The organism is Pseudonocardia sp. UM4_GMWB1, from assembly GCF_017312155.1.
Lineage (GTDB): Bacteria > Actinomycetota > Actinomycetes > Mycobacteriales > Pseudonocardiaceae > Pseudonocardia > Pseudonocardia alni.
The window spans coordinates 4,481,725-4,508,107 of sequence record NZ_QJPN01000001.1; the positions used below are offsets into that span (position 1 = coordinate 4,481,725).

Here is a 26,383-nt window from a genome sequence, read left to right on the forward strand (position 1 = left end):
AGGACAACGATGTCTCCGCAACTTCTCTCCATCCTGGTCCTGGCCGGCATGTTCGTCGTCGCGACGATGCTGCCGATCAACATCGGGATCCTCGCCTTCGTCGCCTCGTTCGTGGTCGGGACGTTCGCCCTCGGCCTCGACGAGAAGGAGATCTTCGAGGGCTTCCCGGTCTCGCTGTTCATCACGGTCGTGGGTGTCACGTACCTGTTCTCCGTGGCGAAGCTGAACGGCACCATCGACCTGCTCGTCGACGCCGGGATCCGCCTGGTGCGGGGCCGCGCGATCCAGGTGCCCTGGGTGCTGTTCGCCGTCGCCGCGGTGCTCACCGCACTCGGCACCTTCACCCCGGCCGCCGTCGCGCTGCTCGTCCCGGTCGGCATGAACTTCGCGTTCAGGTACCGCATCAGCCCGCTGATGATCGGCATGATGGTCATCTGCGGCGCGCACGCCGGGGCGTTCTCTCCGATGGCCGTCTCCGGGGCGCTGGTCTTCGGGATCGTCGCCGACTCCGGCCTCGCCGTGTCCCAGGCCGTGCTGTTCTTCGCCAGCCTCGCGTTCAACGCCCTGCTCGGCGGCATCACCTACCTGCTGCTGCGCCGTCGTGGCGAGGAGAGCTTCGTCGAGCGGCCCGAGCCCGCCGCCGACGAGCTCCCCACCGGGGGCGGCGGTGTGGCGACGATGGTCCGCACGCAGCCCCGCGTCGTGACCTGGCAGCAGCGCGCCACGCTCGTCGCGCTGGTCGGCCTCGTCGTCGGCGCCCTGGCCTTCCACCTGCAGATCGGCTTCCTGGCCCTGGCCGCCGGTGCCGTGCTGGCCCTGATGGACCGCGACAACCTCGGCAAGGCGATCGACGGCATCAGCTGGCCGACGATCCTGCTGGTTGCGGGCATGGTCACCTACGTCGGTGTACTGGAGCACGCGGGGACGATCGAGTGGGTCTCCGAGGGTGCCGTGCACCTGGGCGCCCCGCTGCTGGTGGCCCTGGTCCTGTGCCTGGTCGTCGGCATCACCTCGGCTTTCGCGTCCTCGACGGCGATCCTGACCGCGGTGATCCCGATGGCGATCCCGCTGCTGCTGACCGGGTCGCTGCCCGCGGCGGGCGTGATCGCGGCGATGGCCATCTCCACCACGATCGTCGACGTGTCGCCGTTCTCCACCAACGGCGCCCTGGTGCTGGCCAACGCCCGGGGTGTCGACCGCACCCGCTTCTACCGCCAGGTCATCACCTACACCTGCGGAATCGTGGCCCTCGGCCCGCTCGCCGCGTGGGCGGTCCTGGTCCTGCCCGGGGTGTTCTGACCCCGCAGGCCAGGACCCCCGACGACGTCGGGACGGGACCCCACCCACGCGACCGGGGCGTCCCTGACCGACCTCCGTGTGCCGGTACCCGCTCCCCGCGGGTGCCGGCACACGGCGTCCCGGGGCCGGGGCTGCCTGCCCGCCGACGACGACCACGCCGTCCGCGCCCGGCTGACGTCCGACGGATGTCCATCGGTGTCGATCGTCGAAGGCCGCCGCAACGGGGCAACAGCACCGGCCTCTGAGCTGCACCTCTGTGCGGCGGGCCGGGCTCGAACCGGCAACCTGACGGGTTATGAGTCCGCTGCTCTGACCAATTGAGCTACCGCCGCGGCGAGCCGGAGAGTACCGGAGCCGGGACACCCCGCACCCGCGTCACCCCGGTCCTCCGCCAGGGCCGCAGGGGACCCGGCCTAGGCTGCGACGCCATGCGGCTCGGTTACCTCACGCACGTCACCGGTGACGATCCGTCACGCGCCTACCGCGAGACGATCCGGTTGGCGGAGCGGGCCGAGGAGCTCGGGTACGACTCGTTCTGGGTGGCCCAGCACCACGACGGGCATCTCGGTGGGCGGCTGCCGTCGCCGCTGGTCCTGCTGGCCGCGGTCGCCGAACGCACCCGGCTGATCCGACTGGGGACGGCCGTCGTCGCGTTGCCGCTGGAGGACCCGCGCCGGCTCGCCGAGGACGCCGGCGTGCTGGACGCGCTCTCCGGCGGGCGCCTGGAGCTCGGCATCGGCGCGGGTGCCGACCCCGACGCGGCGCGACGCTTCGGGCGTCACCACGACGACCGGCACCGTGACACCGTCGCCGCGCTGGACGTCCTGCTGGAGATGCTGCCGCCCGCGCTCGCCGCGCAACGGGTGTGGTGGGCGACGGCGACGCCGTCGTCCGTGGACGCCGCCGCGGCCCGCGGGGTGGGTGTGCTGTCGGGCAGGCCGCCGTCGTCGGACGGCGACGTCGTGTCCGAGCTGGCCCGGTACTGGACCTACGCCCGCGGGGTCCCGCGCGTCGCGCTGTCCCGGCCGCTGCCGGCGGGCCACTCGACCGGCCGGATCATCGACGACCTGCTGGCCGACCCCGCCCTGCCGTGGGCGGGCGAGATCGTCGTGCAGGCTCAGCCGTCGACCGTGCGCGCCGACGTGCACGACGAGGTGATGGAGCGGGCCGCGCGCTTCGTGCGGCCGTTCCTCGGGGTGGCGGGGCCGGCGCACGGGCCCTCGGTCGTCGAGGAGGTCGACACCGACGAGCCCACGCCCGCGATGCGACCGCGGCCGGTGGTGCGGCCGCACCGGTAGGTCGTGGCGACCGCTCACCCCCGTCGCGCGAGCTCGGCCAGCCACTTCTTGAGCAGCACCGTCTCCGGCGCCCCGAGGACGTCGTTGTCGTCGGGCAGCGCGAGCAGGGCGGCCGCGGCGTCGCCGACCCCCGGCCCGCCGGGTGCGTGCTCCGCATGCCCACCGGTGATCGCGGCGAGGGTGGCCTCGCGCATGTCGGCCGACAGCCCGGGGTCCGGGCGCGCGGTGATGATCTGCCGCAGGGTGACGCCGACGTTGGCGGCGAGGACGTGGGCCGCGGCGCGTTCCGGGCGCACGGTGAGCCGGCCCCGGCGGTCGGCCTCCCGGGTCAGGCCGAGCAGGGCGGCGGCGGTTCCGTCCTGGGCGGACGGCCGCCGCCCGGGGGTGACCTGCCCGTACATCAGGGCGTAGAAGCCCGGGTTGGCGAGGCCGAACTCGACGTGGGCGTCCCACCCGTCGCGGATGTCCTGGATCGGGTCACCGCTGGACTCCTGGGCCCGCTTCGCGGACAGGTACTGCTCGAACCCGTGCTCGACCACGGCGTCGAGCAGGCCCTCCTTGCTACCGAAGAAGTGGTACAGCGTGGGGAGGCGGACGCCGGCGGCGTCGCAGATGGCCCGCAGCGGGACGGTCTCCCCCGGCGACGCCGCGATGAGGTCGGCGGCCGCACGCAGGAGCCGGTCCCGGGTCCCGACCTCGGCCGGTTGATCTGCCACGGGCCCACTGTAGGACGCCCGGCCGGGGCCGGGGCGCGGACCGTGGGCCGGCCACCGCCCTCCCCCGGCGCCCACCGGATCACCCTCAGCGCGTGGTGTAGCCGCCGTTGGCGAAGATCGTCTGGCCGGTGATCCAGCGCCCCTCGGTCGCGAGGAAGCGCACGATCGGCGCGATGTCCTCGATCTCGGTGAGCCGCCCGCCCATGGCCATCGACTTGTGGAACTCGACCCGCTCCGGAGTCTCCTGCGGGTAGAAGAACGGCGTGTCCATCGGGCCGGGAGCGACGTTGTTCACCGAGATGCCGCGGTCCGCGAACTCCTTGGCGGCCGCACGGGTGAAGTGCTCGACCGGGGCCTTGCCGCCGGCGTAGGTGGAGTAGCCGTCGGTGAAGGCCGCCAGCAACGACGTGACGACGGTGATGATCGCGCCGTTGTCGGCGAGACTGCGGCCCGCCTCCTTGATGAAGAAGTACGCGGCCTTGGAGTTGATGTCGAACATCGCGTCGTACTCGGCCTCCGTGGTGTCCACGATCGGCTTGCGGAGCACCTTGCCGACGGCGTTGACGGCGACGTCGATCGGCCCGAGCGACCCCGTCGCGTCGGCGAAGAGCTGCTCGACCTGCGCCGGGACGGTCAGGTCGCCCTGCAGGAGCACCCCTTCGCGACCCGCCGCCTCGACCGCCTTCAGCGTCTCCTCGGCCTCGGCGCGCGAGGACGCGGAGTTGTAGTGGATCGCGACGTTCGCCCCCGCCTCGGCGGCCTGGCGGCTGATGAGGCCACCGAGGTTCTTGCCGCCCGCGGCGACGAGCACGTTCCGGCCCTGCAACGACTGCGTGGTCATGCGTCCTCCCAGATCGAATGTATCGCTTGTATATTCCTGTGTATCAGTCATACAGAGCGATGTCGACCGGGGCCGCTCAGAACGCCCAGGTGCCGGTGATCAGCGCGACCCCCGTGACCGCCAGCAGCCCGACGACGACGTGCTCCCCCGTCCCACCCGTGCGGAACCGCAGCGCCCGCGGCCAGCGGATCCCCTCCAGCGGCCAGAAGGCGAACCGGTTGCCGTTCGAGGTCAGCTCGTCGCCGATCGCCCCGACCCAGCAGCCCGCGCCGGCCGCGACACCGGTCCAGACCGCCGTCTCCCCGGACAGCAGGAAACCGGTCCCCCACCACGCCAGCAGCCCGACCGCGGCCGCGAAGACCGGCGAGTGCGACAGGCCACGGTGCGAGACCCCGGTCGTCACCCGGGACAGCCACCGGATCGCCCGGCACAGGAGCCAGGTGACCGGTGGCAGCGACCGCGCGGCAACGCTCGACGGGTGGTCGAGGTCGGGCGCGAAGGCCGCCAGCGCGCACACCACCACGACCACCGGCACCAGTACCGGGGGCGGCGGGACCGCCGAACAGACCGCGAGCCCCAGCACCGCGCCCGACAACGCGTGCGTACGCCCCATCATCGTGACCCCAACCCCTTCCGAACGAACACGGAGGGTAACCGCGCGACACCGTGACGCCGGGCCGCCGACACGCGTGCCGGTCTTGACCGTGCCCGCCGGGCCGCGCAGGCTCGCAGCGTGACGGACCGGTGGCGCAACTGGGCGGGCAACCAGCGCACCCGTCCGATCAGGACGGTCCACGCCCGCGACGCCGACGACGTCGTCCGGGCGGTGCGCGACGCCGCCAGGAGGGACCTGCGGATCCGCCCGCTCGGCAGCGGCCACTCCTTCACCGGCATCGGCGTGCCCGACGGCGTCGCCCTCACCGTCCCCGCCGACCCCGCCGCGATCCGGCTCGACGGCGGGCTCGTCACCGTCCCGGCCGGGATCACCCTGCACACGCTGAACCGGTGGCTGTGGGCCCACGGCCGCGCCCTGCCCAACCTCGGCGACATCGAGGCCCAGACCGTCGCCGGCGCGATCTCCACCGGCACCCACGGCACCGGCGCCGGGTACCTCGGCATCGCCGACGGGGTGCGCGGGCTGCGCCTGGTCGACGGGCTCGGGGAGCTCCACGAGCTGGGCCCGGCCGCCCACCCCGACCTGTTCGACCTGGCGCGGGTGGGGCTCGGGGCGCTCGGTGTCCTGGTCGAGGTGACGCTGGCGACCGTGCCCGCGTTCCACCTGCACGCCCGCGAGTCCGCGCGCCCGCTCGCCGAGGTCCTCGACGGCCTCGACGACCTCGCCGCCGGCCACGACCACGTCGAGTTCTACTGGTTCCCGCACACCACGACCGCGGTGCTCAAGACGAACGACCGGACGGAACGGCGCTCGCCCGGGCGCGGCCGGGTCGCCGCGCTGGTCGACGACGAGGTGCTCGGCAACGGCGCGTTCGGGCTCGTCCAGCGCGTCGCCGCGCTCGCCCCACCGCTGGTCCCGCGGCTCAACCGGGTCATGGCCGGGCAGATGGCCGCCGGGGAGTACGTGGCCCCGTCGTACGCGGTGTTCTGCAGCCCGCGCCATGTCCGGTTCCTGGAGATGGAGTACGCCGTGCCGCGGGCCGCGCTGTCCGAGGCGTTCGACGGGCTGCGGGCCGCCGCCGCGCGGCACGCCCACGACGTCGCGTTCCCGGTCGAGGTGCGGATCCTGCGCGGCGACGACATCGCGCTGTCCACCGCGTACGGACGGGACACCGCCTACCTCGCCGTGCACGTCCACTCGGGACGCCCGCACGAGGCGTACTTCGGCGCCGTCGAGTCGGTGCTGTCCGCACTGGACGGACGGCCGCACTGGGGCAAGCTGCACACCCGCACCGCGGATCAGCTGCGGCCCCGCTACCCGCGGTTCGACGCGTTCGTCGCCGCACGTGACCGGCTCGACCCGGCGGGCCGGTTCCGCAACCCCTACCTCGACCGGGTCCTGGGAGTGCCGTGCACGTCGACGACCTGACCACACCCGCGCTGCTCGTCGACGCCGCCGCGCTGGAGGCGAACCTCGCCGACATGGCCGCGCTGCTGCCCGGCCCGCGGCTGCGCCCGCACGTCAAGGCGCACAAGACGACCGAGCTGGCCCGGCGGCAGGCCGCCCACGGCCACACCGGGTTCACCTGCGCCACCGTGCGGGAGGTGGAGGGCATGGCGGCGGCCGGGCTGGGCGCGGACCTTCTGCTCGCCAACGAGGTGCTCGACGCCCGCCGGCTCGGCGCCGTCGTCGGGTCGGGCGCGCGGGTCACCGTCGCGATCGACTCGGAGCAGACGTTGCGGGCCGCCGTGGACGGCGGCGTCCGCGAGGTGCTCATCGACGTCAACGTCGGCCTGCCCCGCTGCGGCATCGCGCCCGCGCGGGCCGGGGCGCTCGCCGACGCCGCCCGCGCAGCCGGGCTCGTCGTGCGCGGCGTGATGGGCTACGAGGGCCACCTGCAGATGCTCGACGACGCAGCCGAACGCGCCCGGCTCACCACCGAGTGCACCGACCGGCTGCTGGCCGCGCACGCCGACGTCGGCGGCGAGGTGGTCTCCGGCGGCGGCACCGGCACGCACGCGATGAACACCGCCTGCACCGAGATCCAGGCCGGGTCCTACGCCCTGATGGACACCGCCTACACCGCCGCCGGGCTGCCGTTCCGCCAGGCGCTGACGGTGCTGTCCACCGTGGTCTCGACGACCGCACCCGACGGCGACATGCCCGGCTGGGCGGTCGCCGACGCGGGCCTCAAGGCGTTCGGCATGGACCACGGCAACCCCACGGTGCCCGGTGGGAACGTGTGGTTCTGCTCCGACGAGCACCTGGTGTTCGCCGCCGACGCCCCGCCGCGCACCGGTGACCGGGTGCGGGTCGTGCCGGCGCACGTCGACCCGACCGTCGCGCTGCACGAGCGGATGCACCTCGTCGACGGCGACGAGGTGCTGGAGACCTGGGCGGTCGACCTGCGCGGCTGGTGAGGCCTACCGGCCGAACCTCTCCCCCAGCGCCGCCAGGCCCGCACCGAACACGCCGTTCGCGAACAGGCCCGCGAGGTCGCCCTCGTCGGTGCCGTCGGCGTCGAACTCGGTCCACCACTCGCCGAAGGTGTGCCCGACCGCGGTGACCGGGGCCAGCCGCACGGTGGAGACGTAGCGGCGCACCGGGAACGGCGACTCGAGGATCTCGTAGGTGAGGGCGTGGCCGCGCTCGTCGAGTGCGGTCAGCTCCTCGACGACGGTGCCGCCGCCGTCGGCGAGGGTCAGGCGTCGCTGCGCGCCGATCTCGCTGCCGGAGGCGCCGCGGATCAGCTCGCAGGTCGCGATCGCCGGGTGCCAGCGGTGCAGGCCACCGAAGTCGCGGACGTGCGGCCACACCTCGGCCAGCGGTGCCGTGATCACGGCACTGGAGTAGGGACGGGGCATCGGGGACTCCTCCTCGGGAGTGTCAGGACTGCCGGCGCAGGTGGGGGGCCTGCGCCGCGAGCTGGTCGAGCTGGCTGCGGACGTCGTCGAAGCCGCTGTCGACCCGCAGGTCCAGCGCGATCGACGCGGCCAGCTCCGCGGTGTCGTGGAAGGCGGTGCGGGCGACCTCGAGGCGGGCGCCCACGGTGCGGGCCACCTCGCTGCCCTGGCCCGCGCCCTCCAGGCTCTCCCCCATCCGCGCGGTGCGCAGGGCCTCGGCGAGCTCGGCGTCGAGGTTGCGGCCGATGTCGTGCAGCCAGTCCTTCGCCGGGCCGTCGGGCACCGTGCGCACGACGCCGTGGAAGGCGGTCACCGAGCCGACGCAGCCGGAGTAGGCGCGGGCCCAGCGCGACCCCGCGACGAGGCCGTCGGGCACGGAGGCGGGGGCGTTCCCGGCGGCCCGTCGCATGGCCTCGCGCTCGGCGGGGCTCGCGGAGCGCAGGTAGGAGCGGGCCAGCGCCTGGGCGGGCAGCCCGACGAACAGCACCGCCGGGACCGCGCAGAACACCGCCGAGGCGATCGCGTAGCCCAGCGTCCGGCCGAGCAGTTCGTCGGCCGGGTACTGCCCCACCTGCGTGATGCCGACGATCACCCCGATCAGCACACCGAGGGCCGCCCCGGCCAGCAGGAGCCCCAGCCACCCGTGCGCGGCGAGTGCGTGCGACACCCTGCCCCCGCGCACCGCCGTCCGTCGCCGCCAGTCCCCGCCGGGCGGCGGAGCGTCCATCCCGCGCGCCATCACCGCTCCAGCACGTTCTTGAAGGCGCGCGTCTGCTCGGTCAGCGCGGTCTCGGTCGGCAGCCGCTCCATCGACGAGGCCCCGTAGAAGCCGTGGCAGACCTTCGCCGTGCGGAGCACGTGCGCGGCGTCCTCGGGCATCGCGACCGGCCCGCCGTGGACGAGCACGAGCACGTCGTCGCGGACCTCCAGCGCCGCCTGCGCCCACTCGTCGACGAGCGCGACGCAGTCGTCGAGGGTCTTCGCGGTGCCCGCCCCGATCGCGCCGCCGGTGGTGAGCCCCATGTGGCACACCACGATGTCGGCGCCGGCCCGGGCCATGGCGCGGGCGTCGTCGGCGGAGAAGACGTACGGCGTGGTGAGCATGTCCTTGGCCCGCGCAGCGGCGACGAGGTCGACCTCCAGCGCGTAGCCCATCCCGGTCTCCTCCAGGTTGGCCCGGAAGGTGCCGTCGATCAGCCCGACGGTCGGGAAGTTCTGGATGCCGGCGAAGCCGAGCGAGGACAGCTCGTCGAGGAAGCGGTCGGTGAACAGGAACGGGTCGGTGCCGTTGACCCCGGCCAGCACCGGGGTGCGGCGGACCACCGGCAGCACCTCGGCCGCCATCTCGACGACGATGTCGTTGGCGTTGCCGTAGGCCAGCAGCCCGGCGAGCGAGCCGCGGCCCGCCATCCGGTAGCGCCCGGAGTTGTAGATGACGATGAGGTCGATCCCGCCGGCCTCCTCGCACTTGGCCGACAGCCCGGTGCCCGCGCCGCCGCCGACGATCGGCTCGCCGCGGGCGGCCATCCCGCCGAACCGCTCCATCAGCTCCGCGCGGCTGAACCGCCTCATCGCCGTACCTCCTGCCAGGCCGAGAGCACCGCGTCGGCGAACTCCGGGTCGTTGACGTGGTGCGCGACCCGCCGGACACCGTCCGGGGAGTCCACACCGGCCTCGATCGCGGCGAACAGCGCCGCGTCGGCCTCGGGATCGTGGAACGCCGCGCCCGGCGCGTCCAGTGCGGACACCCCGCCCAGCGGGAGCAGGAACCGCCACGGCCCGGTCAGCGCGTTCAGCTTCGCCGCCAGCCAGGCCCCGATCTCCCGGTTCTCGTCGACGGTGGTGCGCATCAGGGTGACGTTCGCGTTGTGCTCGTGGAACAGGCGGCCGGCGAAGCGTTCCGGGACGGTCGCGCGTGCGCCGAAGTTGACCATGTCCAGGGCGCCGCAGGAGCCGACCCACGGCACCGCGGTGCGGGCGATCGCGTCGAGCCGGTCGGGGCCGCAGGCCATCACCCCGCCGACGAGCAGGTCCGCGACCTCGGTGGTGGTCAGGTCCAGCACCGAGTCGACCAGGCCGGAGTCGACGAGCTTCTCCATCGACGGCCCGCCCGAGCCGGTGGCGTGGAAGACCAGGGCGTCGACGTCGTCGCCGAGCCGTTCGCGGACCGCGGTGACCAGCGGCGTGGTCACCCCGAACATGGTCAGCCCGACGGCGGGCAGGTCGGCACCGGTCTCCGGCGGCGGGGCGGTGACGGCGGCGGCCAGCATGTGCGCGGCGTTGCCCAGTACCCGTCGCGAGATGCGGTTGAGGCCCGCGACGTCGGTGACGGCGTTCAGCATCGCGACGTCGCTCGCCCCCACGTAGGGCGCGGTGTCGCCGGAGGCGACCGTGGAGACCATCAGTGTGGGCACCCCGACCGGGAGGTCGCGCATCGCCGGGGTGACCAGCGCGGTCCCGCCCGAGCCGCCGAGCCCGAGGACGCCGCCGACGTCGTCGCGGCCGGCGAGGAAGGCCCGCAGCGCCTGCGCCATCGCCCCCACCGCGCTGCCGCGCTCGCCGGTGAACACCGCCTCGGCGCCACCGGGGTGGCAGGCGGCGACCTCGGCCGCGGTGACGTCCGGACCGGGGCACGCCGCACCGGAGGTGGACACGTCCACCCGGCGCACGTCGGCGCCGTCGGCGGCCATCAGCTCGGCCACCCAGGCCAGCTCGGCGCCCTTGGTGTCGAACGTGCCGATCACGTATGCGGTCCCCACACAGGAGTTCTACCCGGACCCGGGCACCCGGGGCGAGAGCCGGAGCCCGGACGGCGCAGGGCACCATGGACACGCCCCCTTCCGCCGGGCTCGTGACCTCGGGGCCCGTGACGTCGTTGGAGAGACATGCTCGGTCAACCGGACGACCCGCGAGGCATCGTGCTCCCGCTCGACGGGCGGCCCGGCGGAACGGAGACCGGCGCCCCCGACCGCAACGGTGGCCCGCGTCCCCTCCGCAACGGCGCCCCTCCCCCCGGCCCGGCACTGCTGCTGAGCTGGACCCCCACGCCGGCCGTCGACGACGACCGCACCTGGGCGACGCTGTCGGCGTCGAGCGAGCTGGCTCGGCGGCTCGCGCCCGACGCCGGCCGCGCACCCGCCGCCGGGCTCACCTTCCGGCTCGCGCTGCCCGAGGCGTTCGGCGCCGAGCCGCTGCTGCGCCTGGCCGGCGGCGAGACGGCCGCGGCGGCCCCCGGGTCGTCGGCGCTGGTACCGGTCGCACCCACCGCACCCGGTGACCGGCACGGCGCCGGGCTGGGCCTGCTCACCCTGACCACGGCGGCCGAGATCGCCGCGACGGGCACCCAGACCCGGGTGCTCGACGAGCTGACCGCCGCGGTCGACCAGCTGGCCCCGGCGTGCGTGATGCGGCTGGACTCGCGGCTCCGCGCGGCCGAGGAGTCGCTGCGCGAGGCCCAGACCGAGCTGCTCGAACGCGGCTCGCTCGTCGTCGACGGCGACGCGACCGGCAGCGGCTCCCCGTCGCGCGGGCTCGAGACGGCCGTCGCGAACCTGTCGGTCCTGCGCCACCAGACGCACGCCTGGATCGCGGGCTGGGAGCGGGTCGTCGCCGGGGCGGACCCGTCGGGCACGCCCGGCCTGGCGCTGCGCGACGCGCTCGGTGAGGTCGGCAAGCTCGGCTGGACCGGGTTCCCGGCCGCGGTGCACGGCGCCTACCAGGCACTCGTCCTGGACGCCCGGCGCATCCTGCTCACCGCGGCCGACCACCTGCTGCGCGCCCCGAACCGGCCGCTGACCGCGCTGCGGCCCCTGGTCGAGAGCGACCTCGCGGGCCGGGCCGCTGACGTCGCGCGGCTGCACCGGCTGCTGACCACGCTGTCGACGCTCCCGCAGACCGTGCGCAAGCGCTCCGGCGGGATGATGCCGAACCTGATCGCCGACCAGGCGGCGGCCAACGCACGCAGCCAGGCGCTGTTCACGCGGATGGCGAACGCGCTGCGCTCCCCGGTGTGGGACGGCCGGGTCGTCGTCGAGGTGCGGTCGCTCGACTCGGGCGAGCTGCAGGTGCTGCGCCCGGTCTGACCCCGGACACGTCACGGCCCCCCCGTCCGGCGCGGAGCCGGACGGGAGGGCCGTGGACGGGTGTCGCGGTGGGTCAGCGGGCGACGGCCTTGGCGCGCTTGCGCGCGTCCTTCGCCGACGCCTTGGCCTGCTTGGCGGCCTCGGCACCGGCCACCGACGCGCGGTCGGCCAGGTCCGAGCCCAGCTTCGCGGCCTGCGACTGGGCCTGGGTGACCAGGGTGGAGAAGCGGTCGGCGTACTCGGGGGCGCGCTTCTCCGCGCGGGCGGCGGCCTTGCGGGCCTGCTTCTCCCAGCGGACGCGGCGCTTCTCGGCCTCGCGCACCCACCTGTCACCGGTGCGCCCGGCGGCCTTGCGGTACCGGGCGCCCTTCTTGTCCACGACCTTCTCGAGCTGAGCACCGCGCTTCTCGGCCGCCTTCGCCAGCTTGGCGCCGCGCTTCTCGGCGGCCGCGGCCTGCTTCTGGGCGGCCTTCGAGGTGCGCTCGGCGGCGGCCGAGAGCTGCTCGGACCAGGTGGACGCCTTGTCCGAGGCGACCTCGGACAGGTGCGCGGCCTGCTCGGAGGCCTTGCCGCCCCACTCGGTGGCGCGCTCGCGCACGACCGGGCCGTACTCCTCGACGGCCCCGGTCAGCTTCTCCCGGCTGCCCGCGGCGGCCGCGGCGATCGAGGTGCCCGCGCCGGCCAGTCCCGCGGCGAGCTGGGCACCGGTGTCGGAACCGGAGCCGGACAGCCGGGCCTGGGCCCGCCCGGCGGCCTGGCGCGTCCGGTAGGCGTGCGACGGCTTGCCGTGGGTGTCGGCGGCCGCGATGAGCAGCCCGCCGAGCAGGCCGACGTTCTTCAGGAAGTGGATCTGCTGGTCGGCGCGCTTCTGCTGGTCGGTCTCCTCCCAGAAGGGGTGCCCGGCCAGCGTGGTCGGGACGAGCGAGGCGGCCAGCGCGGTGGCCGACAGGCGGGGGAACTTGCCCAGCGCGAGCAGCGAGCCTGCCACGATCTTGACCCCGGCGTCGACCTTGATCAGCGTCTCGTTGTCCGGGCGACGGTCCAGCGGGGCGTTCTCCACGACCTTGTCGATGGCCGGGGCGGCCTGGTCGAGGACGGGCTGTGCGGCGGGAGTCAACGCGTCGGCGTTCCGCAGCTCGTTGATTCCGCCGTAGATGAACACGGCCGCGAGGGCGGGTCGGGCTACACGTCGCAAGACTGGCATGGGGCACCTTTCCCCGGCTCGTCCGTCCGCAAACCCGGGGTGGGTGTGGCGTCACCGCCGTGGGATGGCAATCATGCCCGGGTGACGAACGGACGGCGGGCCATCGGGCTCGACATCGGAGGAACGAAGGTCGCCGGAGCGATCGTGGGCGAGGATGGCACGGTCCACGCCGAGCTGCGGCGCAACACCCCGGACACGTCCGATGCGGACACGATGACCACCCTGTTGCGGGAGATGGTCGAGGAGCTGCGCGGCGACGCCGAGGGGGCGGACGTGTCCGCGATCGGCGTCGGTGCCGCGGGGACCGTGGAGTGGCCGGTCGGCCGGATCCGCTGGGCACCCAACAACAACTACGAGAACTGGGACGTCCGCGGCCTGCTGGAGTCCGCGTGCGGGCTGCCGGTGGTCGTCGACAACGACGGCAACGTCGCCGGTCTGGCCGAGGCCCGGCTCGGCGGGACCCGCAACGACCACATGGTGCTGCTGACCGTCGGCACCGGCGTCGGGGCGGGGATCGTGCTCGACGGGAAGATCTACCGCGGCCCGCACGGGCTCGGTGCCGAGGTCGGGCACATGAACGTCAACCCGGACGGCCCGCAGTGCGGCTGCGGCAACTACGGCTGCCTGGAGGCGGTCGCGTCGGGGACCGCGCTGACCCGGATGGGCCGCAGCGCCGCCCTGCACGACCCGCGGGGCATGATCGCGACCCTGGCCGCGGAGGCCGGGGGCGAGGTCACCGGCCAGCACGTGACGATGGCTGCGATGGCGGGCGACAGCACGGCGGCGTCGCTGTTCCAGCGGCTCGGGCGGTCGCTGGGGATCGGCATCGCCAGCATCAACGCGATCTTCGAGTTCGAGGTCGTGCTGATCGGCGGCGGCCTGGTCGACGCGGGCGAGCTCCTGCTCGAGCCGGCGCGCCGGGCGGCCCGGGAGTTCCACTACGGCCCGCCCGAGGTCCGTCCGATCCCGCCGGTGCTGCCCGCCACCTACAAGGGCGACGCCGGGAAGATCGGCGCGGGGCTGCTGGCCCTCGAGGAGACGTGATCTCGCTCCGCGACCGGTTCGGGACACGACTACGCTCGGACGGGTGACACTCCTGCTCGGACCGGTGCTGCGGCACGTCGACGAGACCAGCGCACTGGTCTGGGTGCAGACCTCCGACCCGTGCCGCGTCTCGGTACTCGGCTGCGACGCCGCGACCTTCGAGGTGGCCGGCCACCACTTCGCCCTGGTGCAGGTGACCGGGCTGACCCCGGGCACCCGCACCGCCTACGAGGTCCACCTCGACGGCGAGCAGGTCTGGCCGCTCCCGCACTCGCCGTTCCCGCCGAGCCTGATCGCGACGCGCGGCGCGGACACCGACGCACACCAGCGGATCGTCTTCGGTTCCTGCCGCTACGTGAAGCCGGCCGACCCGAAGCTGGCCCGGCAGTACGGCCTCGACGCGCTCGACGCCTACGCCGGCCGGATGGCCGGGCTGCCCCCGGAGACGTGGCCGACCACGCTGCTGCTGCTCGGCGACCAGGTCTACGCCGACGAGCTCACCCCACAGACCCGGCGGCGGATCGCCGGGCGGGGGGAGCGGCACCCGGACTGGCCCGACGACGAGATCGTCGGCTTCGACGAGTACTCGGGCCTCTACCGCGACACCTGGTCGGACCCCGAGGTGCGGTGGATGCTCTCCACCGTCCCCACCGCGATGATCTTCGACGACCACGACGTCCGCGACGACTGGAACACCTCCGGCGCCTGGCGCGAGCAGATCGCCCGCACGCCCTGGTGGTCCGAGCGCATCTGCTCCGGCCTGGCCTCCTACTGGGTCCACCAGCACCTGGGCAACCTGTCCCCCGGCGAGCTCGCCGCCGACCGGACCTGGCAGGAGGTGCAGGCCGCGGAGGGCGACGTCTGGCCGCTGCTGTCCGAGCGGGCCGCCCTGTGGGACCGCGAGACCGGCGACGGCGACGACACCCACAAGGACGAGCGGTTCTCCTTCTGCTGGGAGCTGGGCCGCACGCGGCTGATCGTCATCGACTCCCGCAACGGGCGGATCGTCGAGTCCACACCGCGCCGGATGGTGTCCGACGCCGAGTTCGACTGGATCTCGGCGAAGGCGCTCGCCCCCGGCGACATGGACCACCTCGTCCTGGGCACCTCGGTGCCCTGGCTGATGCCCCAGGTCATCTCCGACCTGGAGGCCGCGACCGAGAAGGGCGCAAACGGGTCCGGCCGGGTCGCCGCCGTCGCCGAGTGGGCCCGCCAGGAGGCCGACCTGGAGCACTGGCCCGCGTTCGGGCACTCCTTCGCCCGGCTCGCCGAGCTGATCCGCGAGGCGTGCCGCCCGCGCGCCGGGGACGCCCCGCCGGCCACGGTGTCGGTGCTGTCCGGCGACGTCCACCACTCCTACGCCGCGGTCGCCGACGTGCACACCCACACCCCCGGGGACCGGCCGGGCCGCGGTCCGGAGGGCACCCGGGTCCACCAGCTGACCTGCTCACCGGTGCACAACGTGGTCCCCGCGGTGATGCGGGTGATGTTCCGGATCACCTGGTCGCGTCTGCTGGGCAGGATGACGACCCGCTGGACCCGCCGGACCGGGACCGGCGGCGCGGGCGTGGCCTGGGAGCGGACGACCGGTCCGCTGTTCGGCAACCTCGTCGCGACCCTGGAGACCGACGGACGACGGGCGTCGTGCCGGTTCGAGCGGCCGCGCTCGGCCGCGGTGCTCGACACCGCGGCCGAGGTCGTGCTGACCCCGCAGGCCCCGCCCTTGGCGGCGCGGCAGCGGAGGGGGACCACCCCGGCGGTCTGACCGGGGCGGCGGCGACGGCCCGTCAGTACCCGGTACGGGCCAGCCAGCCCGTCCAGACCTCGGCGTCGCCGAGGACCTGGAGACGGTCGTCGTCGGCGGGGATGCGGCGGGTGACGCCCCGGAGCAGGTCGGCGGCGGTGCCTCGGACGGCGGCGTCGCCCTTGCCGTGCCCGTGCTCCCAGACCACGCGCCCGCCCGCGCCACGCACCATCCACTCCCCCGCCGCGTCCGGCACGTCGTCGGTGGAGTGCAGGTGCAGCGTGGCGCCGTCGGCGAGCGGTGGCTCGTCGGCGGCGGGGCGGGCGGCGAGCAGGCCCAGCCACTCCGAGACGCCGTCGGCGGCGACCTGCGGGTCGATCGGGAACGGAACCCCGAGTGCGACGGCGGCGTCGGCGCGGTGCACCGTCGCCTCGTGCAGCCGCCGCCGCACCCACCACGCCGAGGGCTGCGGACCGGTGAAGGTCCACACCGGCGCGGTCGGCCCGGCCGCGACGACGGCGTCGAGCAGCTCGGTCGCACCGTCGCGCAGCCACTGCGCCGCGACCTCCGGGCCGCCCTCTGGCGGCTTCCCGCCGGGCACCTCGCGGGGGTCGAGGGCCTCGGTGGCGCCGGTGGCGACCATCCGGGCCGCCCACCGGTGCCCGCGCCCGACGTGGCGGAGCAGCTGCAGCAGAGACCAGCCCGGACAGGTCGGGACCGGGGTGGCCGGATCGGCCGTCGTCAGGAGGGTGGCCAGCCGGTCGTTCTCCGCGAGGAGGACGGCGGCGTACGGGTCGACCGCGGTGCGGTCCGGTGTCGTGGTCATGAATTCGTACCCCCGGTCGCGGAACATGTGGGCGGGTTGCGGCGAGTCGTGCATGACGATCGCGGAGTTCGGGTAGGTAAGGATCATGCCGCCTCATCGCGACTGGACGCGACGGGGCGCGGGGCGGGCACTGCTGTACTGGCCGTTGACGGCCTTCTTGTTGGTGGCCGCATTCCCCGCGTACTCCGTGGTGCTGGTCATCGCCTCCGGGATCCTGCTGCCCACCCTCGGGCTCGTCGCCGGGCTGGCCGGGAAGCGCTGGCGGGCGCGCAAGCTCGCCCGGGCGCGTCGCGCGCTGTCCGACGTCGTGGACCCCCCTCTACCCGCCGACGACGACCTCGTCGCGCACGAGGACGAGCCCGACGCGATCGGCTCGGAGACGTCCTGGCCGACCGGCCGGCACGCCCGCCGGGTCCGCGAGCAGCCTGCTCCGGCCACCGGGGAGCCCGCGGCACGCGACGCGGCCTGATCCGCACGTACGGCCCCTGTGACGCTCGCCGAGTTCCTTGTACGTCCGATACTAGGATGTCAAACTAAACCGGCCGGGACACCGCCGTCCGCCCGGCGGGAGGAACGTCCCCGATGAGCACGGACACGAACGCACAGGCCGAGCTGCACGTCCCCACGCACCCGGTCCGTTTCGTGACCGCGGCCAGCCTGTTCGACGGGCACGACGCCGCCATCAACATCATGCGCCGGATCCTGCAGCGACAGGGCGCCGAGGTGATCCACCTCGGCCACAACCGCTCGGTCGACGAGGTCGTGACCGCCGCGATCCAGGAGGACGTGCAGGGCATCGCCATCTCGTCCTACCAGGGCGGGCACGTCGAGTACTTCTCCTACCTGGTCGAGCTGCTGCGCGAGCGCGGCGCCGGCCACATCAGGGTCTACGGCGGGGGCGGCGGCGTGATCGTCCCCGAGGAGATCGAGCTGCTGCACTCCCGCGGTGTCGCGCGCATCTTCTCCCCCGAGGACGGCCAGCACCTGGGCCTCCCCGGAATGATCAACATCATGATCCGGGAGTGCGACACCGACCTGACCGCCGAGGGCGCGTCGTCGGCGTCCGCGGTCGGCTCCGCCTTCGCAGACGGGGTGTTCTCCGGCGAGACCGCAACCCTCGCCCGCGCGCTCACGATGGCCGAGACCGGGACGCTGCCCGACGAGGTCCGCGAGCGCATCGCCGCCTCCGAGCGCCCGGTGCCGGTCCTCGGCATCACCGGCACCGGCGGCTCCGGCAAGTCCTCGTTGACCGACGAGCTGGTCCGCCGGTTCCGGCTCGACCAGGAGGACAAGCTCCGCATCGCGGTGCTCGCGGTGGACCCGACCCGACGCAAGGGCGGTGGCGCACTGCTCGGCGACCGCATCCGGATGAACGCGCTGTCCGGTGACCGGGTGTTCTTCCGCAGCCTCGCCACCCGCGGCAACGACGGCGGCTCGCTGCCCGAGCGGCTCGGCGACACCATCGCGGTGCTCCGCTCCGCCGGGTTCGACCTGGTGGTCGTCGAGACGCCCGGCATCGGCCAGGGCGACGCGGGCATCGTCCCGTTCGTCGACCACTCGCTGTACGTGATGACGCCGGAGTTCGGTGCCGCCTCCCAGCTCGAGAAGATCGACATGTTGGACTTCGCCGACGTCGTCGCGATCAACAAGTTCGAGCGCCGTGGCGCCGAGGACGCCCGCCGCGACGTCGGCCGCCAACTCGTCCGCAACCGCGAGGAGTTCGGCGCGACCTGGGAGGACATGCCGGTCTACGGCACCTCGGCCGCCACCTTCAACGACGACGGCGTCACCGCGCTCTACCAGCACCTGCGCGACCTGCTCGCCGAGGGCGGCCTGACCGTCGGCGAGGGACGTCTCCCCCGCGTCGACACCAAGACCTCCAGCGACTACGCGGCCGTCATCCCGCCGGAGCGGGTCCGCTACCTCGCCGACATCGCCGGTGCGGTGCGGGACTACCACGCCGACACCGAGACCCACGCCCGGGCGGTCCGCACCGCGCAGCACCTGCGCACCGCCGCCGAGCTGGTCGGCGGCGACGACCTCGACGAGGCGCTGCGCGCCGCGGAGAAGAAGGTCCCCGCCGAGTCCGCCGAGCTACTGGAGTCCTGGCCGTCGCGGGTCGAGGACTACTCCGGCGACGAGTACGTCTACACCGTGCGGGACAAGGAGTTCCGCACGAAGCTGACCCGCGAGACGCTGTCCGGCAACCCGGTGCGCCGGGTCGCGCTGCCGAAGTTCGACGACGACGCCGCGCTGCTGCGCTTCCTGCGCCGGGAGAACCTGCCCGGCTTCTACCCCTTCACCGCCGGGGTGTTCCCGTTCAAGCGGGAGGGTGAGGACCCGGCCCGCATGTTCGCCGGCGAGGGCGACCCGTTCCGCACCAACCGGCGGTTCAAGTACCTGTCGGAGAGCTCGGACGCCAAGCGGCTGTCCACGGCGTTCGACTCGGTCACCCTCTACGGCCACGACCCGGACACCCGCCCCGACATCTACGGCAAGGTCGGCACCTCGGGCGTCTCGATCGCGACCCTGGACGACCTCAAGGCCCTCTACGACGGCTTCGACCTGTGCTCGCCGACGACCTCCGTGTCGATGACGATCAACGGCCCGGCGCCGACGATCCTCGCCTACTTCCTCAACGCCGCGATCGACCAGCAGGTCGACCGGTTCCGCGACGAGCAGGGCCGCGAGCCCGACGGGGGTGAGCGCGAGGAGCTCGTCGCCTACGCGCTGGCGAACGTCCGGGGCACGGTGCAGGCCGACATCCTCAAGGAGGACCAGGGCCAGAACACCTGCATCTTCTCCACCGAGTTCTCGCTGCGGATGATGGCCGACATCCAGGAGTGGTTCATCGCGCACAAGGTGCGCAACTTCTACTCCGTCTCGATCTCCGGTTACCACATCGCCGAGGCCGGGGCGAACCCGATCAGCCAGCTCGCCTTCACCCTCGCGAACGGGTTCACCTTCGTCGAGAGCTACCTGGCGCGCGGTATGGACGTCGACGACTTCGCGCCGAACCTGTCGTTCTTCTTCTCCAACGGCATGGACGCCGAGTACACGGTGATCGGCCGGGTCGCCCGCCGCATCTGGGCGGTCGCGATGAAGGAGCGCTACGGGGCCAACGAGCGCTCCCAGAAGCTGAAGTACCACGTCCAGACCTCGGGACGGTCCCTGCACGCGCAGGAGATGAACTTCAACGACATCCGCACCACGCTGCAGGCGCTCTGCGCGCTCTACGACAACGCGAACTCCCTGCACACCAACGCCTACGACGAGGCGGTCACCACGCCCACGCAGGAGTCGGTGCGCCGCGCGATGGCCATCCAGATGATCATCAACAAGGAGTGGGGTCTGTCGCTGAACGAGAACCCGCTGCAGGGCTCGTTCGTCGTCGACGAGCTCACCGACCTGGTCGAGGAGGCCGTGCTGCGCGAGTTCGAGTCGATCGCCGAGCGCGGCGGCGTGCTGGGCGCGATGGAGACCGGCTACCAGCGCGGCCGGATCCAGGACGAGTCGATGCTCTACGAGCACCGCAAGCACACCGGTGAGCTGCCGATCGTCGGCGTCAACACCTTCCTCAAGCCGGCCGACCCGGACGAGGCGCACCAGGAGATCGAGCTGGCCCGCGCCACCGAGGCCGAGAAGCAGTCCCAGCTCGACCGGCTCGCGGACTTCCAGTCCCGGCATCGCACCGAGGCCGAGCAGGCGCTGCGGCGGCTGCAGGACGTCGCGACCGGTGACGGCAACGTGTTCGACGAGCTGATGCGGGCCGCGCGGGTGTGCTCGCTGGGTCAGCTGACGACGGCGTTCTTCGAGGTCGGCGGACAGTACCGGCGCAACATGTGACGGCGGGCGGGGCCGGTCCACCCGGCCCCGCCTCCCTCACCAGCGGCCGCGCCGGTTCGGGATCCGCGCGGCCGCCAGGCCGACCACCGCGAGCGCCACCGCCAGCACCCCGTAGGCGATCCCGGCGGCCACGCCCGGGTCCTCGGCGGCGGTGACGGCGGCGGTCAGCACCGACACCGCGGCGATGCCGCCCATCTGCCGGAACATGATGCGCAGCCCGGACACCGCAGCGACCTCGTCGGGCACCAGGTGCATACCGGCGTTGTTGGCGGCCGGCCCGGACAGGCCCGTGCCCAGGCCGAGCAGGGTGGAGCCGGCGAGCAGCCACACCGTGGGCCCGCCGAACAGGGGCGCGACCGCAGTGACCACCAGCCCGGCGACGACGGCGACCAGGCCCCCGAGCAGCAGCGGCCGGAAGCCCAGCCGGCGCAGCAGCGCGACCGCGGCCGCCGAGGTGACGATGGTGCCGATCGCGCGGCCGGTCAGCAGCGCCCCGGCGACGAACGCGGGCAGGTCGTAGCGGACCTGGGCGTAGAGCGGCAGGGTCGCCGAGAACCCGATCACCACGGCGCCGAAGACGACGTTGGTGACGTTCATGATGCCCAGACCGCGTCCGGCGAGCAGGTGGACGGGGACGACCGCGTCGGGCCGCCGCCGGGCGTGCCGGACGAACACCGCACCCGTCGTCAGCGCGACCACAGCGGCCAGGACGGTCCAGCCGGGCCCCGACCCCGGCGAGCCGAGCCGGGTGATGGTGAGCATCGTGGCCAGCAGGGTCACGACGAGCAGCGCGATCCCGACGGCGTCGATCCGCGCGGTCCGCCGGTGCGGAGGGTCGTCGACCAGGGCCAGCCCGACGGCGACGAGCAGGATCCCGATCGGCACGTTCACCAGGAAGATGCCGTGCCAGGTCCAGGTGGTGAGCACCAGCCCGCCGACCAGCGGTCCGAGGATCGCGCCGATCGGGAAGACGCTGGTGAACAGGGCGAGCGCCCGGTCCCGGTCACGTCCGAACTGGTGCGCGACGATCCCGTTGGCGGCCGGCAGCATCACGCCGCCGGCGAGGCCCTGCACCAGCCGGCAGGCGATGAGCACGCCGATCGAGGGGCTGAGCGCGCTCAGCCCGGACATCACCGTGAACACGGCGACCCCGGCCAGGAACATCCGCCGGCCGCCGAAGCGGTCGGACAGCCAGCCGCCCAGTGGCAACGCCAGGATCTGCCCGACGGCGGCGACGGTCACGACCCAGCCGGTCCAGGCCAGGTCGGCGCCGAGGTCGCCGCTGATCGTCGTCAGCGCGGTGGCGACCGACGTCCCGTCGAGGGAGAACATCAACAGCGCCAGACCGACGACGGCGAAGACCGGCACGCGCCGGGGCAGCGGGTCCTCGCCGGGCGGCCCGGCGGAGCCGTCCCCGGCCGGGCGGTGGGTGTCGTGGGCGGCGTCGGTCACGTGGTGGGCACACCTGTCTTCCCGGAGGAACCGGACATGATGTGCTTACCACAAGCTAAACAGTCGGGCGGTGGCAACGCCCACCGACGTCAGCGGCGGGGCCGGCTCCGGCGACGCCCGCGGTTCCACCCGCCGAGGATGCCGATGGCCTCGACGAACGACTCGGCGGCCTTGGAGAGCTTGCGACCGGCCTTCTTCATCGGGGGTCCTCCCGGGGTGCTGCTGGGGTGATGGGGGCTTCTCCACCGTGGCAGACGGCGGAGCGTGCCGGACGGCGGGGGTGTGCTCCACACGGGTGACGAAACGGACACATGTCCTCCCGTTCCGAAGACGATTCCACCTGCCCGGAGCACCGTCTCCCGGCGTGTCGCACACCTGCGTACGCGGACGGAGCAGCGCGCCCCGCGTTCCGGAGCGTCACTCCTCCATGCGGAGGGACCTGCCTGTGTTCACCGCGCGTGATCGCCGGCGGGGCGGGATGCTGCTCGGACGGGTCTCGTCCCGGAGGGGGATCACCGATGTCACCGGACGTCATGCTGTGGGTCGTCGTCGCCGTCGTGGTACTGGTCGTGCTGGGCCTGGCCCTCGTGGTCGGGTCCCGGGTGCGCGGCCGCCGGAGGACCGCCGCCCTGCGCCGGCACTTCGGGCAGGAGTACGACCACGTCGTCGAGCAGTCCGGTGGGAAGGACCGCGGCGAGACCGAGCTGCGCCGTCGGCTGAGCCGGCGCCGGGAGCTGGACGTACGCGACCTCGACGCCGACGAGCGCGAGCGGTTCGCCGGGGACTTCGCGGGTGCGCAGAACGCCTTCGTCCGCACCCCGCGGGCCGGGCTGCGCGACACCGACCTCCTGCTGCAGCAGGTGATGCGCACCCGCGGCTACCCGGTCGAGCACTTCTCCGAGCGCGAGGAGATGATCTCGGTCGACCACCCCGACCTGGTCGGGCACTACCGTGCGGCACACGCCGTCGCCGTCGCCGAGGACGACGCCGACACGGAGTCGCTGCGCCGGGCGATGCTGGACCACGGCTACCTGTTCGACGAGCTGATCGGCGCCGGGCACCCGGAGAGCACGCAGCGGACGCTGCCGGCGTCGTGAGCGGGACGGCCGAGCTGCCGGGCGCGGCCGGACCGGAACGCACCGACGAGATCCCGTCCGGCCTGCCGGGCGCGGGTGACGTGGTGGGCGGGCGCTACGAGCTGCGCCACGTGCTCGGCCGGGGCGGGATGTCGACGGTGCACCTGGCCCACGACCGGGAGCTGGACCGCCCGGTCGCGGTCAAGCTGCTGCTGCGCGCGGGCGACCACGGCGACGTCGCCCGGCTGCGCGACGAGGCCCGCGCCGCCGCCGCGATCGACCACCCCGGCGTCGTCACCGTGCACGACACCGGCACGACCGGTCACACGGCCTGGGTCGTCATGTCCTACGTCGAGGGCGAGACCCTCGCGCGGCGCATCGGGCGGACCGGCCCGCTGGAGCCGCGGGAGGTGACCCGGATCGGGGCGGCCGTGTCCGAGGCGCTCGCCGCCGCGCACCGGGCCGGGGTGGTGCACCGCGACGTCACCCCCGGCAACATCATCCTGCGCCCGGACGGGACCGTCGTCGTGACCGACTTCGGCATCGCGCGCCTCGGCGACGGCGCCGGGCGCACCCGGACCGGTCATGTGATCGGCACCCCGCTCTACCTGGCCCCCGAGCAGGGCCGCGGCGCCGCGCACCTCGACGGCCGTGCGGATCTGTACGCGCTGGCCTGCTGCCTGTTCACCGCGCTCACCGGACGGCCGCCGTTCACCGACGCCGACCCGCTCGCGGTGGTCGTGGCGCACCTGCGGGAGACGCCGCCACGGCCGTCGTCGCTGCGCCCGGGCGTCCCACCCGCGCTGGAGGAGGTGCTCCTGCAGTCCCTGGCCAAGGACCCGGGCCGGCGCCCGCGCGACGCCGCGGCACTCGCCGCCCGGCTGCGCGCGGTGCACGGCGACCCGGCTCCCCCGCCGGTCGGCACCCGGGAGCGACCCGCCGGTGACGACACCGTCCCGGCCGCGCCGGGGGTACCCGGGGACGGGGCGGGGACGCACGCGCTGGACAGCACGCTGGCCGAGGTCGACCACGACGACGGTGCCGCCGCGGACCGCCGTCGCAGGGCCGGAGCGCTGCTGCTGGTGCTGGCCGCGCTGCTGCTGCTCGGCGCGGTCGTGGCCCTCCTGCTGCTCTGAACCGGGCTCAGGCCGGGGCCGGGGTGCGCCGCAGGACCAGGGCGAGCCCCAGCGCCCCGGCCAGCAGGGCGCTGACGTAGCCGACGACGCCCGCCCAGCCGGCGTGGTCGTAGGCGACCCCGCCGACGGCGCCGCCGATGCTGGACCCGGCGTAGTAGCCGACCAGGTAGAGCGACGACGCCTGGGCCGGCACCGCACCGGGCAGCATCGCCGAGCGCCGCCCCACCCAGGAGCTGGCGACCGAGTGGGCGCCGAAGAAGCCGACGGTCACCAGCAGCAGCCCGGCCAGGGTGGTGAGGAGCAGGTCGGGCAGGGTCACCCAGATCCCGCCGAGCGCGACCAGCGTCGCCACCCACAGCACCGGGCGGCGCCCGAACCGGTCCCCCAGCCTGCCCGCGCCGGTGGAGGCCCAGCTGCCGGCGAGGTAGCCGAGGAACACCAGCCCCACCAGGGTGCCGGGCAGCGAGAACGGCGGGGCCAGCAGCCGGAACCCGAGGTAGTTGTAGACGGTCACGAACGCGCCCATCAGCAGGAACGCCATCCCGAACAGACAGAGCAGGCCCCGGTCGGTGAGGTGCCGGCGCAGCGGTCCGCCGAGGTCGCGCAGCCGCGTGCGGGCCGGGGCGGGCGCCGTCGCGGGCGGCAGGAGCAGCCGGAATGCGACGGTCGCGAGCACCGAGACCGCACCGACGGCGGCGAGTCCGGCCCGCCAGCCGCCGAGCTCGGCGACCCAGGACGCGACGAGCCGCCCGGACAACCCGCCGAGGGTGTTGCCGGCGATGAGCAGACCGACCGCGCCGCCGAGGTGCCGCGGCGCGACCTCGTGGGTGAGGTGGGCCATCGACAGGGCGGGCAGCGCCGCGAGGGCGATGCCCTGCAGCCCGCGGACGACGACGAGGGTCTCGAAGGTGGGCGCCAGCGGGGCGAGCAGTGCGAGGACCGCCGACGCCGCGAGCGCCCAGGTCATGACCCGCGCGCGGCCCCAGGACTCGGTGAGCGCGGACAGCGGCAGTACGGCGAGGGCGAGGGTGCCGGTCGTCGCCGACAGGACCAGGCTGGCCGTCGACGAGGGCACGCCGAACTCCGCCGAGAGCGTCGGCAGCAGCCCCTGCACGCTGTAGACCAGCACGAACGTCGCCAGACCCGAGAGCCACAGGGCGATGCCGAGCCGCCGGTAGCCGGGGGTGCCGCGCTCGTGGGGCGGGGCGGACCGGGTGGCGGTCGGAGCCGGGGGGCGCTCGGTCGTTGTCATCGCACACGACCGTAGGCGTCGGCGTCGGATGCGTCCAATGCATGCGTCGTCGACGTAGCATGCATCGATGCATGAGTCGTTGGCACCGGCGCTGCACCGCTTCGTCGCGGTCGCGCGCGACGGTCACCTCACCCGCGCCGCGGAGCGGATCGGGGTCCCGCAGCCCACGCTGTCGCGGGCGATCGCCCGGCTGGAGAGCGAACTGGGCGTCGCGCTGTTCCGGCGGTCCGGGCGCCGGCTGGCGCTGACCGCGGCCGGGCGGACGCTGCTGCCGCGGGCCGAGGCCGCGCTGGCCGAGCTCGGTGCGGGCGTCGCCGAGCTGGCGGGCGACGCCGACCCGGTCACCGGCCGGGTCGCGCTCGGCTTCCTCGGGACGATGGGCACCTTCGCGGTGCCGGGGATCCTGCGGGAGTTCCGGGAGCACCACCCGCGGGTGCGGATCGAGCTGGTGCAGGTGCCGCACGCGGCACTGCTGGAACGGGTCCGTGACGGCCGGGTCGACCTTGCCCTCACCTCCCCCGTGCCCGACGAGCCGGGCCTGGTCGCGACCCCGCTGGCCGAGGAGGAGCTGCGCCTCGCGGTGCCGTCCGGGCACCGGCTGGCGGGCGCTGGTGCCGCGGACCTCGCCGAGGTCGCCGACGACCCGTTCCTGCTGTTCGCCCGCGGCTACGGGCTGCAGGGGGTGGTGGAGTCGTGGTGCGCGCAGGCCGGGTTCCGCCCGCGCCGGGCGTTCGAGGGCGGGGAGACGGCGACGCTGCGCGGTCTGGTCGGGGCCGGGCTGGGCGTCGCGCTGCTCCCCGCCGGGCCGGACGTGCCGGGGGTGGTGCAGGTGCCGGTGCGCAGCCCGCACACCGTGCGGACGCTGGGGATGGTGCACGCGGCCGACCCGCGGCCGACGGCGCCGGTGCGGGACCTGCGGGCGTTCGTCGTCCGGCACGGGCCACGGTGGCTGGCCGACCACGGGTGAACCGGGGTCGGCGGGCCCGGCGGACGGCCGCGGTGCTGGACAGGGACGCGTCCGGCCCGGCCCCGGGATACCGTCGGCCCC

General features: G+C 74.2%; 23 protein-coding genes and 1 tRNA gene. 12 read left to right on the forward strand and 12 right to left on the reverse strand.

Annotation, left to right across the window (positions count from 1 at the left end; genetic code table 11):
* Window positions 1–9: 9 nt before the first annotated feature.
* Window positions 10–1,299, forward strand: coding sequence for an SLC13 family permease (locus tag DMP15_RS20840; RefSeq protein ID WP_100880159.1), 1,290 nt, complete (start codon window positions 10–12; stop codon window positions 1,297–1,299).
* Between the two features lie 257 nt (window positions 1,300–1,556).
* On the opposite strand, the gene DMP15_RS20845 is transcribed toward DMP15_RS20840, so the two are convergent.
* A tRNA-Ile gene (locus DMP15_RS20845) sits at window positions 1,557–1,631 on the reverse strand.
* A gap of 96 nt (window positions 1,632–1,727) precedes the next feature.
* Between DMP15_RS20845 and DMP15_RS20850 the strand changes: the two genes are divergently transcribed.
* On the forward strand, window positions 1,728–2,597 hold the full coding sequence (locus DMP15_RS20850; RefSeq protein WP_100880158.1) for an LLM class flavin-dependent oxidoreductase: 870 nt from the start codon (window positions 1,728–1,730) through the stop codon (window positions 2,595–2,597).
* A 14-nt stretch (window positions 2,598–2,611) separates the two neighbouring features.
* Here the strand turns inward: DMP15_RS20850 and DMP15_RS20855 are convergent, their stop codons facing one another.
* From DMP15_RS20855 to DMP15_RS20865, 3 genes are all read right to left on the reverse strand, one after another.
* Window positions 2,612–3,313: a TetR/AcrR family transcriptional regulator gene (locus tag DMP15_RS20855; protein ID WP_100880157.1), complete on the reverse strand. Its 702-nt coding sequence runs from the start codon at window positions 3,311–3,313 to the stop codon at window positions 2,612–2,614.
* A gap of 85 nt (window positions 3,314–3,398) precedes the next feature.
* Window positions 3,399–4,154: an SDR family oxidoreductase gene (locus DMP15_RS20860; RefSeq protein ID WP_100880156.1), complete on the reverse strand. Its 756-nt coding sequence runs from the start codon at window positions 4,152–4,154 to the stop codon at window positions 3,399–3,401.
* A 76-nt stretch (window positions 4,155–4,230) separates the two neighbouring features.
* Window positions 4,231–4,767 carry a metal-dependent hydrolase gene (locus DMP15_RS20865; RefSeq protein WP_157818520.1) on the reverse strand — a complete coding sequence of 179 codons (537 nt, stop codon included), beginning with the start codon at window positions 4,765–4,767 and terminating at the stop codon, window positions 4,231–4,233.
* 120 nt (window positions 4,768–4,887) lie between these two features.
* Here DMP15_RS20865 and DMP15_RS20870 point away from each other — a divergent pair, with 120 nt between their 5' ends.
* Window positions 4,888–6,198 carry a D-arabinono-1,4-lactone oxidase gene (locus tag DMP15_RS20870; RefSeq protein ID WP_100880155.1) on the forward strand — a complete coding sequence of 437 codons (1,311 nt, stop codon included), beginning with the start codon at window positions 4,888–4,890 and terminating at the stop codon, window positions 6,196–6,198.
* Window positions 6,180–7,190, forward strand: a complete 1,011-nt coding sequence (locus DMP15_RS20875; protein ID WP_073574027.1) for an alanine racemase — start codon at window positions 6,180–6,182, stop codon at window positions 7,188–7,190. Before DMP15_RS20870 ends, DMP15_RS20875 begins: the two co-directional genes overlap by 19 nt.
* Before the next feature lie 3 nt (window positions 7,191–7,193).
* On the opposite strand, the gene DMP15_RS20880 is transcribed toward DMP15_RS20875, so the two are convergent.
* The 4 genes from DMP15_RS20880 to DMP15_RS20895 are packed head-to-tail and all read right to left on the reverse strand — an operon-like array spanning window position 7,194 to window position 10,432.
* Window positions 7,194–7,634 (reverse strand): SRPBCC family protein, encoded by a 441-nt coding sequence (locus DMP15_RS20880; RefSeq protein WP_073574028.1) that lies wholly within the window; start codon window positions 7,632–7,634, stop codon window positions 7,194–7,196.
* Between the two features lie 22 nt (window positions 7,635–7,656).
* Entirely contained in the window at window positions 7,657–8,412 is a 756-nt protein-coding gene (locus DMP15_RS20885; protein WP_337826337.1) for a hypothetical protein, read from the reverse strand.
* Window positions 8,412–9,245, reverse strand: a complete 834-nt coding sequence (locus DMP15_RS20890) for a phosphoenolpyruvate hydrolase family protein (protein ID WP_073574030.1) — start codon at window positions 9,243–9,245, stop codon at window positions 8,412–8,414. The genes DMP15_RS20885 and DMP15_RS20890 overlap by 1 nt, the downstream gene beginning before the upstream one ends.
* A complete protein-coding gene (locus tag DMP15_RS20895) occupies window positions 9,242–10,432 on the reverse strand; it encodes a Tm-1-like ATP-binding domain-containing protein (RefSeq protein ID WP_073574031.1) in 1,191 nt (396 codons plus the stop codon). The genes DMP15_RS20890 and DMP15_RS20895 overlap by 4 nt, the downstream gene beginning before the upstream one ends.
* Window positions 10,433–10,558: 126 nt before the next feature.
* On the opposite strand from DMP15_RS20895, the gene DMP15_RS20900 reads away from it, so the two are divergent.
* Complete coding sequence (locus tag DMP15_RS20900) at window positions 10,559–11,755, forward strand: hypothetical protein (protein WP_073574032.1); 1,197 nt, start codon at window positions 10,559–10,561, stop codon at window positions 11,753–11,755.
* A 73-nt stretch (window positions 11,756–11,828) separates the two neighbouring features.
* Here the strand turns inward: DMP15_RS20900 and DMP15_RS20905 are convergent, their stop codons facing one another.
* Window positions 11,829–12,959, reverse strand: a complete 1,131-nt coding sequence (locus DMP15_RS20905) for a DoxX family protein (RefSeq protein ID WP_100880152.1) — start codon at window positions 12,957–12,959, stop codon at window positions 11,829–11,831.
* Window positions 12,960–13,040: 81 nt separating this feature from the next.
* Between DMP15_RS20905 and DMP15_RS20910 the strand changes: the two genes are divergently transcribed.
* Window positions 13,041–14,003 carry an ROK family protein gene (locus DMP15_RS20910; protein ID WP_083658039.1) on the forward strand — a complete coding sequence of 321 codons (963 nt, stop codon included), beginning with the start codon at window positions 13,041–13,043 and terminating at the stop codon, window positions 14,001–14,003.
* A gap of 43 nt (window positions 14,004–14,046) precedes the next feature.
* The gene (locus DMP15_RS20915) at window positions 14,047–15,768 is read left to right on the forward strand and encodes an alkaline phosphatase D family protein (protein WP_073574034.1); all 1,722 of its coding nucleotides are present in this window, start codon (window positions 14,047–14,049) and stop codon (window positions 15,766–15,768) included.
* A 22-nt stretch (window positions 15,769–15,790) separates the two neighbouring features.
* On the opposite strand, the gene DMP15_RS20920 is transcribed toward DMP15_RS20915, so the two are convergent.
* On the reverse strand, window positions 15,791–16,660 hold the full coding sequence (locus tag DMP15_RS20920) for a maleylpyruvate isomerase family mycothiol-dependent enzyme (RefSeq protein ID WP_237453597.1): 870 nt from the start codon (window positions 16,658–16,660) through the stop codon (window positions 15,791–15,793).
* Between the two features lie 76 nt (window positions 16,661–16,736).
* Between DMP15_RS20920 and DMP15_RS20925 the strand changes: the two genes are divergently transcribed.
* Both DMP15_RS20925 and icmF read left to right on the forward strand, forming a co-directional pair.
* The gene (locus DMP15_RS20925) at window positions 16,737–17,042 is read left to right on the forward strand and encodes a hypothetical protein (protein WP_073574035.1); all 306 of its coding nucleotides are present in this window, start codon (window positions 16,737–16,739) and stop codon (window positions 17,040–17,042) included.
* 113 nt (window positions 17,043–17,155) lie between these two features.
* Window positions 17,156–20,419 (forward strand): fused isobutyryl-CoA mutase/GTPase IcmF, encoded by a 3,264-nt coding sequence (gene icmF, locus DMP15_RS20930; protein ID WP_073574036.1) that lies wholly within the window; start codon window positions 17,156–17,158, stop codon window positions 20,417–20,419.
* 36 nt (window positions 20,420–20,455) lie between these two features.
* Here icmF and DMP15_RS20935 read toward each other — a convergent pair whose 3' ends face one another.
* The gene (locus DMP15_RS20935) at window positions 20,456–21,871 is read right to left on the reverse strand and encodes an MFS transporter (RefSeq protein WP_073574037.1); all 1,416 of its coding nucleotides are present in this window, start codon (window positions 21,869–21,871) and stop codon (window positions 20,456–20,458) included.
* A gap of 518 nt (window positions 21,872–22,389) precedes the next feature.
* Between DMP15_RS20935 and DMP15_RS20940 the strand changes: the two genes are divergently transcribed.
* Window positions 22,390–22,968 (forward strand): hypothetical protein, encoded by a 579-nt coding sequence (locus DMP15_RS20940; protein WP_073574038.1) that lies wholly within the window; start codon window positions 22,390–22,392, stop codon window positions 22,966–22,968.
* On the forward strand, window positions 22,965–24,083 hold the full coding sequence (locus DMP15_RS20945; protein WP_073574039.1) for a serine/threonine-protein kinase: 1,119 nt from the start codon (window positions 22,965–22,967) through the stop codon (window positions 24,081–24,083). The genes DMP15_RS20940 and DMP15_RS20945 overlap by 4 nt, the downstream gene beginning before the upstream one ends.
* 7 nt (window positions 24,084–24,090) lie before the next feature.
* Here the strand turns inward: DMP15_RS20945 and DMP15_RS20950 are convergent, their stop codons facing one another.
* The gene (locus tag DMP15_RS20950; protein ID WP_073574040.1) at window positions 24,091–25,335 is read right to left on the reverse strand and encodes an MFS transporter; all 1,245 of its coding nucleotides are present in this window, start codon (window positions 25,333–25,335) and stop codon (window positions 24,091–24,093) included.
* Window positions 25,336–25,402: 67 nt separating this feature from the next.
* On the opposite strand from DMP15_RS20950, the gene DMP15_RS20955 reads away from it, so the two are divergent.
* A complete protein-coding gene (locus DMP15_RS20955) occupies window positions 25,403–26,302 on the forward strand; it encodes a LysR family transcriptional regulator (RefSeq protein ID WP_337826338.1) in 900 nt (299 codons plus the stop codon).
* The last annotated feature ends 81 nt before the right edge of the window (window positions 26,303–26,383 follow it).

Bases quoted from the DNA above. Each gene is read 5' to 3' on its own strand.
- DMP15_RS20860 (WP_100880156.1), bottom strand. From the start codon at position 4,154: ATGACCACGCAGTCGTTGCAGGGCCGGAACGTGCTCGTCGCCGCGGGC.
- DMP15_RS20905 (WP_100880152.1), bottom strand. From the start codon at position 12,959: ATGCCAGTCTTGCGACGTGTAGCCCGACCCGCCCTCGCGGCCGTGTTC.
- DMP15_RS20850 (WP_100880158.1), top strand. From the start codon at position 1,728: ATGCGGCTCGGTTACCTCACGCACGTCACCGGTGACGATCCGTCACGC.
- DMP15_RS20940 (WP_073574038.1), top strand. From the start codon at position 22,390: ATGTCACCGGACGTCATGCTGTGGGTCGTCGTCGCCGTCGTGGTACTG.
- DMP15_RS20885 (WP_337826337.1), bottom strand. From the start codon at position 8,412: ATGGCGCGCGGGATGGACGCTCCGCCGCCCGGCGGGGACTGGCGGCGA.
- DMP15_RS20880 (WP_073574028.1), bottom strand. From the start codon at position 7,634: ATGCCCCGTCCCTACTCCAGTGCCGTGATCACGGCACCGCTGGCCGAG.
- DMP15_RS20890 (WP_073574030.1), bottom strand. From the start codon at position 9,245: ATGAGGCGGTTCAGCCGCGCGGAGCTGATGGAGCGGTTCGGCGGGATG.
- DMP15_RS20865 (WP_157818520.1), bottom strand. From the start codon at position 4,767: ATGGGGCGTACGCACGCGTTGTCGGGCGCGGTGCTGGGGCTCGCGGTC.
- icmF (WP_073574036.1), top strand. From the start codon at position 17,156: ATGAGCACGGACACGAACGCACAGGCCGAGCTGCACGTCCCCACGCAC.
- DMP15_RS20840 (WP_100880159.1), top strand. From the start codon at position 10: ATGTCTCCGCAACTTCTCTCCATCCTGGTCCTGGCCGGCATGTTCGTC.
- DMP15_RS20955 (WP_337826338.1), top strand. From the start codon at position 25,403: ATGCATGAGTCGTTGGCACCGGCGCTGCACCGCTTCGTCGCGGTCGCG.
- DMP15_RS20900 (WP_073574032.1), top strand. From the start codon at position 10,559: ATGCTCGGTCAACCGGACGACCCGCGAGGCATCGTGCTCCCGCTCGAC.
- DMP15_RS20950 (WP_073574040.1), bottom strand. From the start codon at position 25,335: ATGACAACGACCGAGCGCCCCCCGGCTCCGACCGCCACCCGGTCCGCC.
- DMP15_RS20920 (WP_237453597.1), bottom strand. From the start codon at position 16,660: ATGATCCTTACCTACCCGAACTCCGCGATCGTCATGCACGACTCGCCG.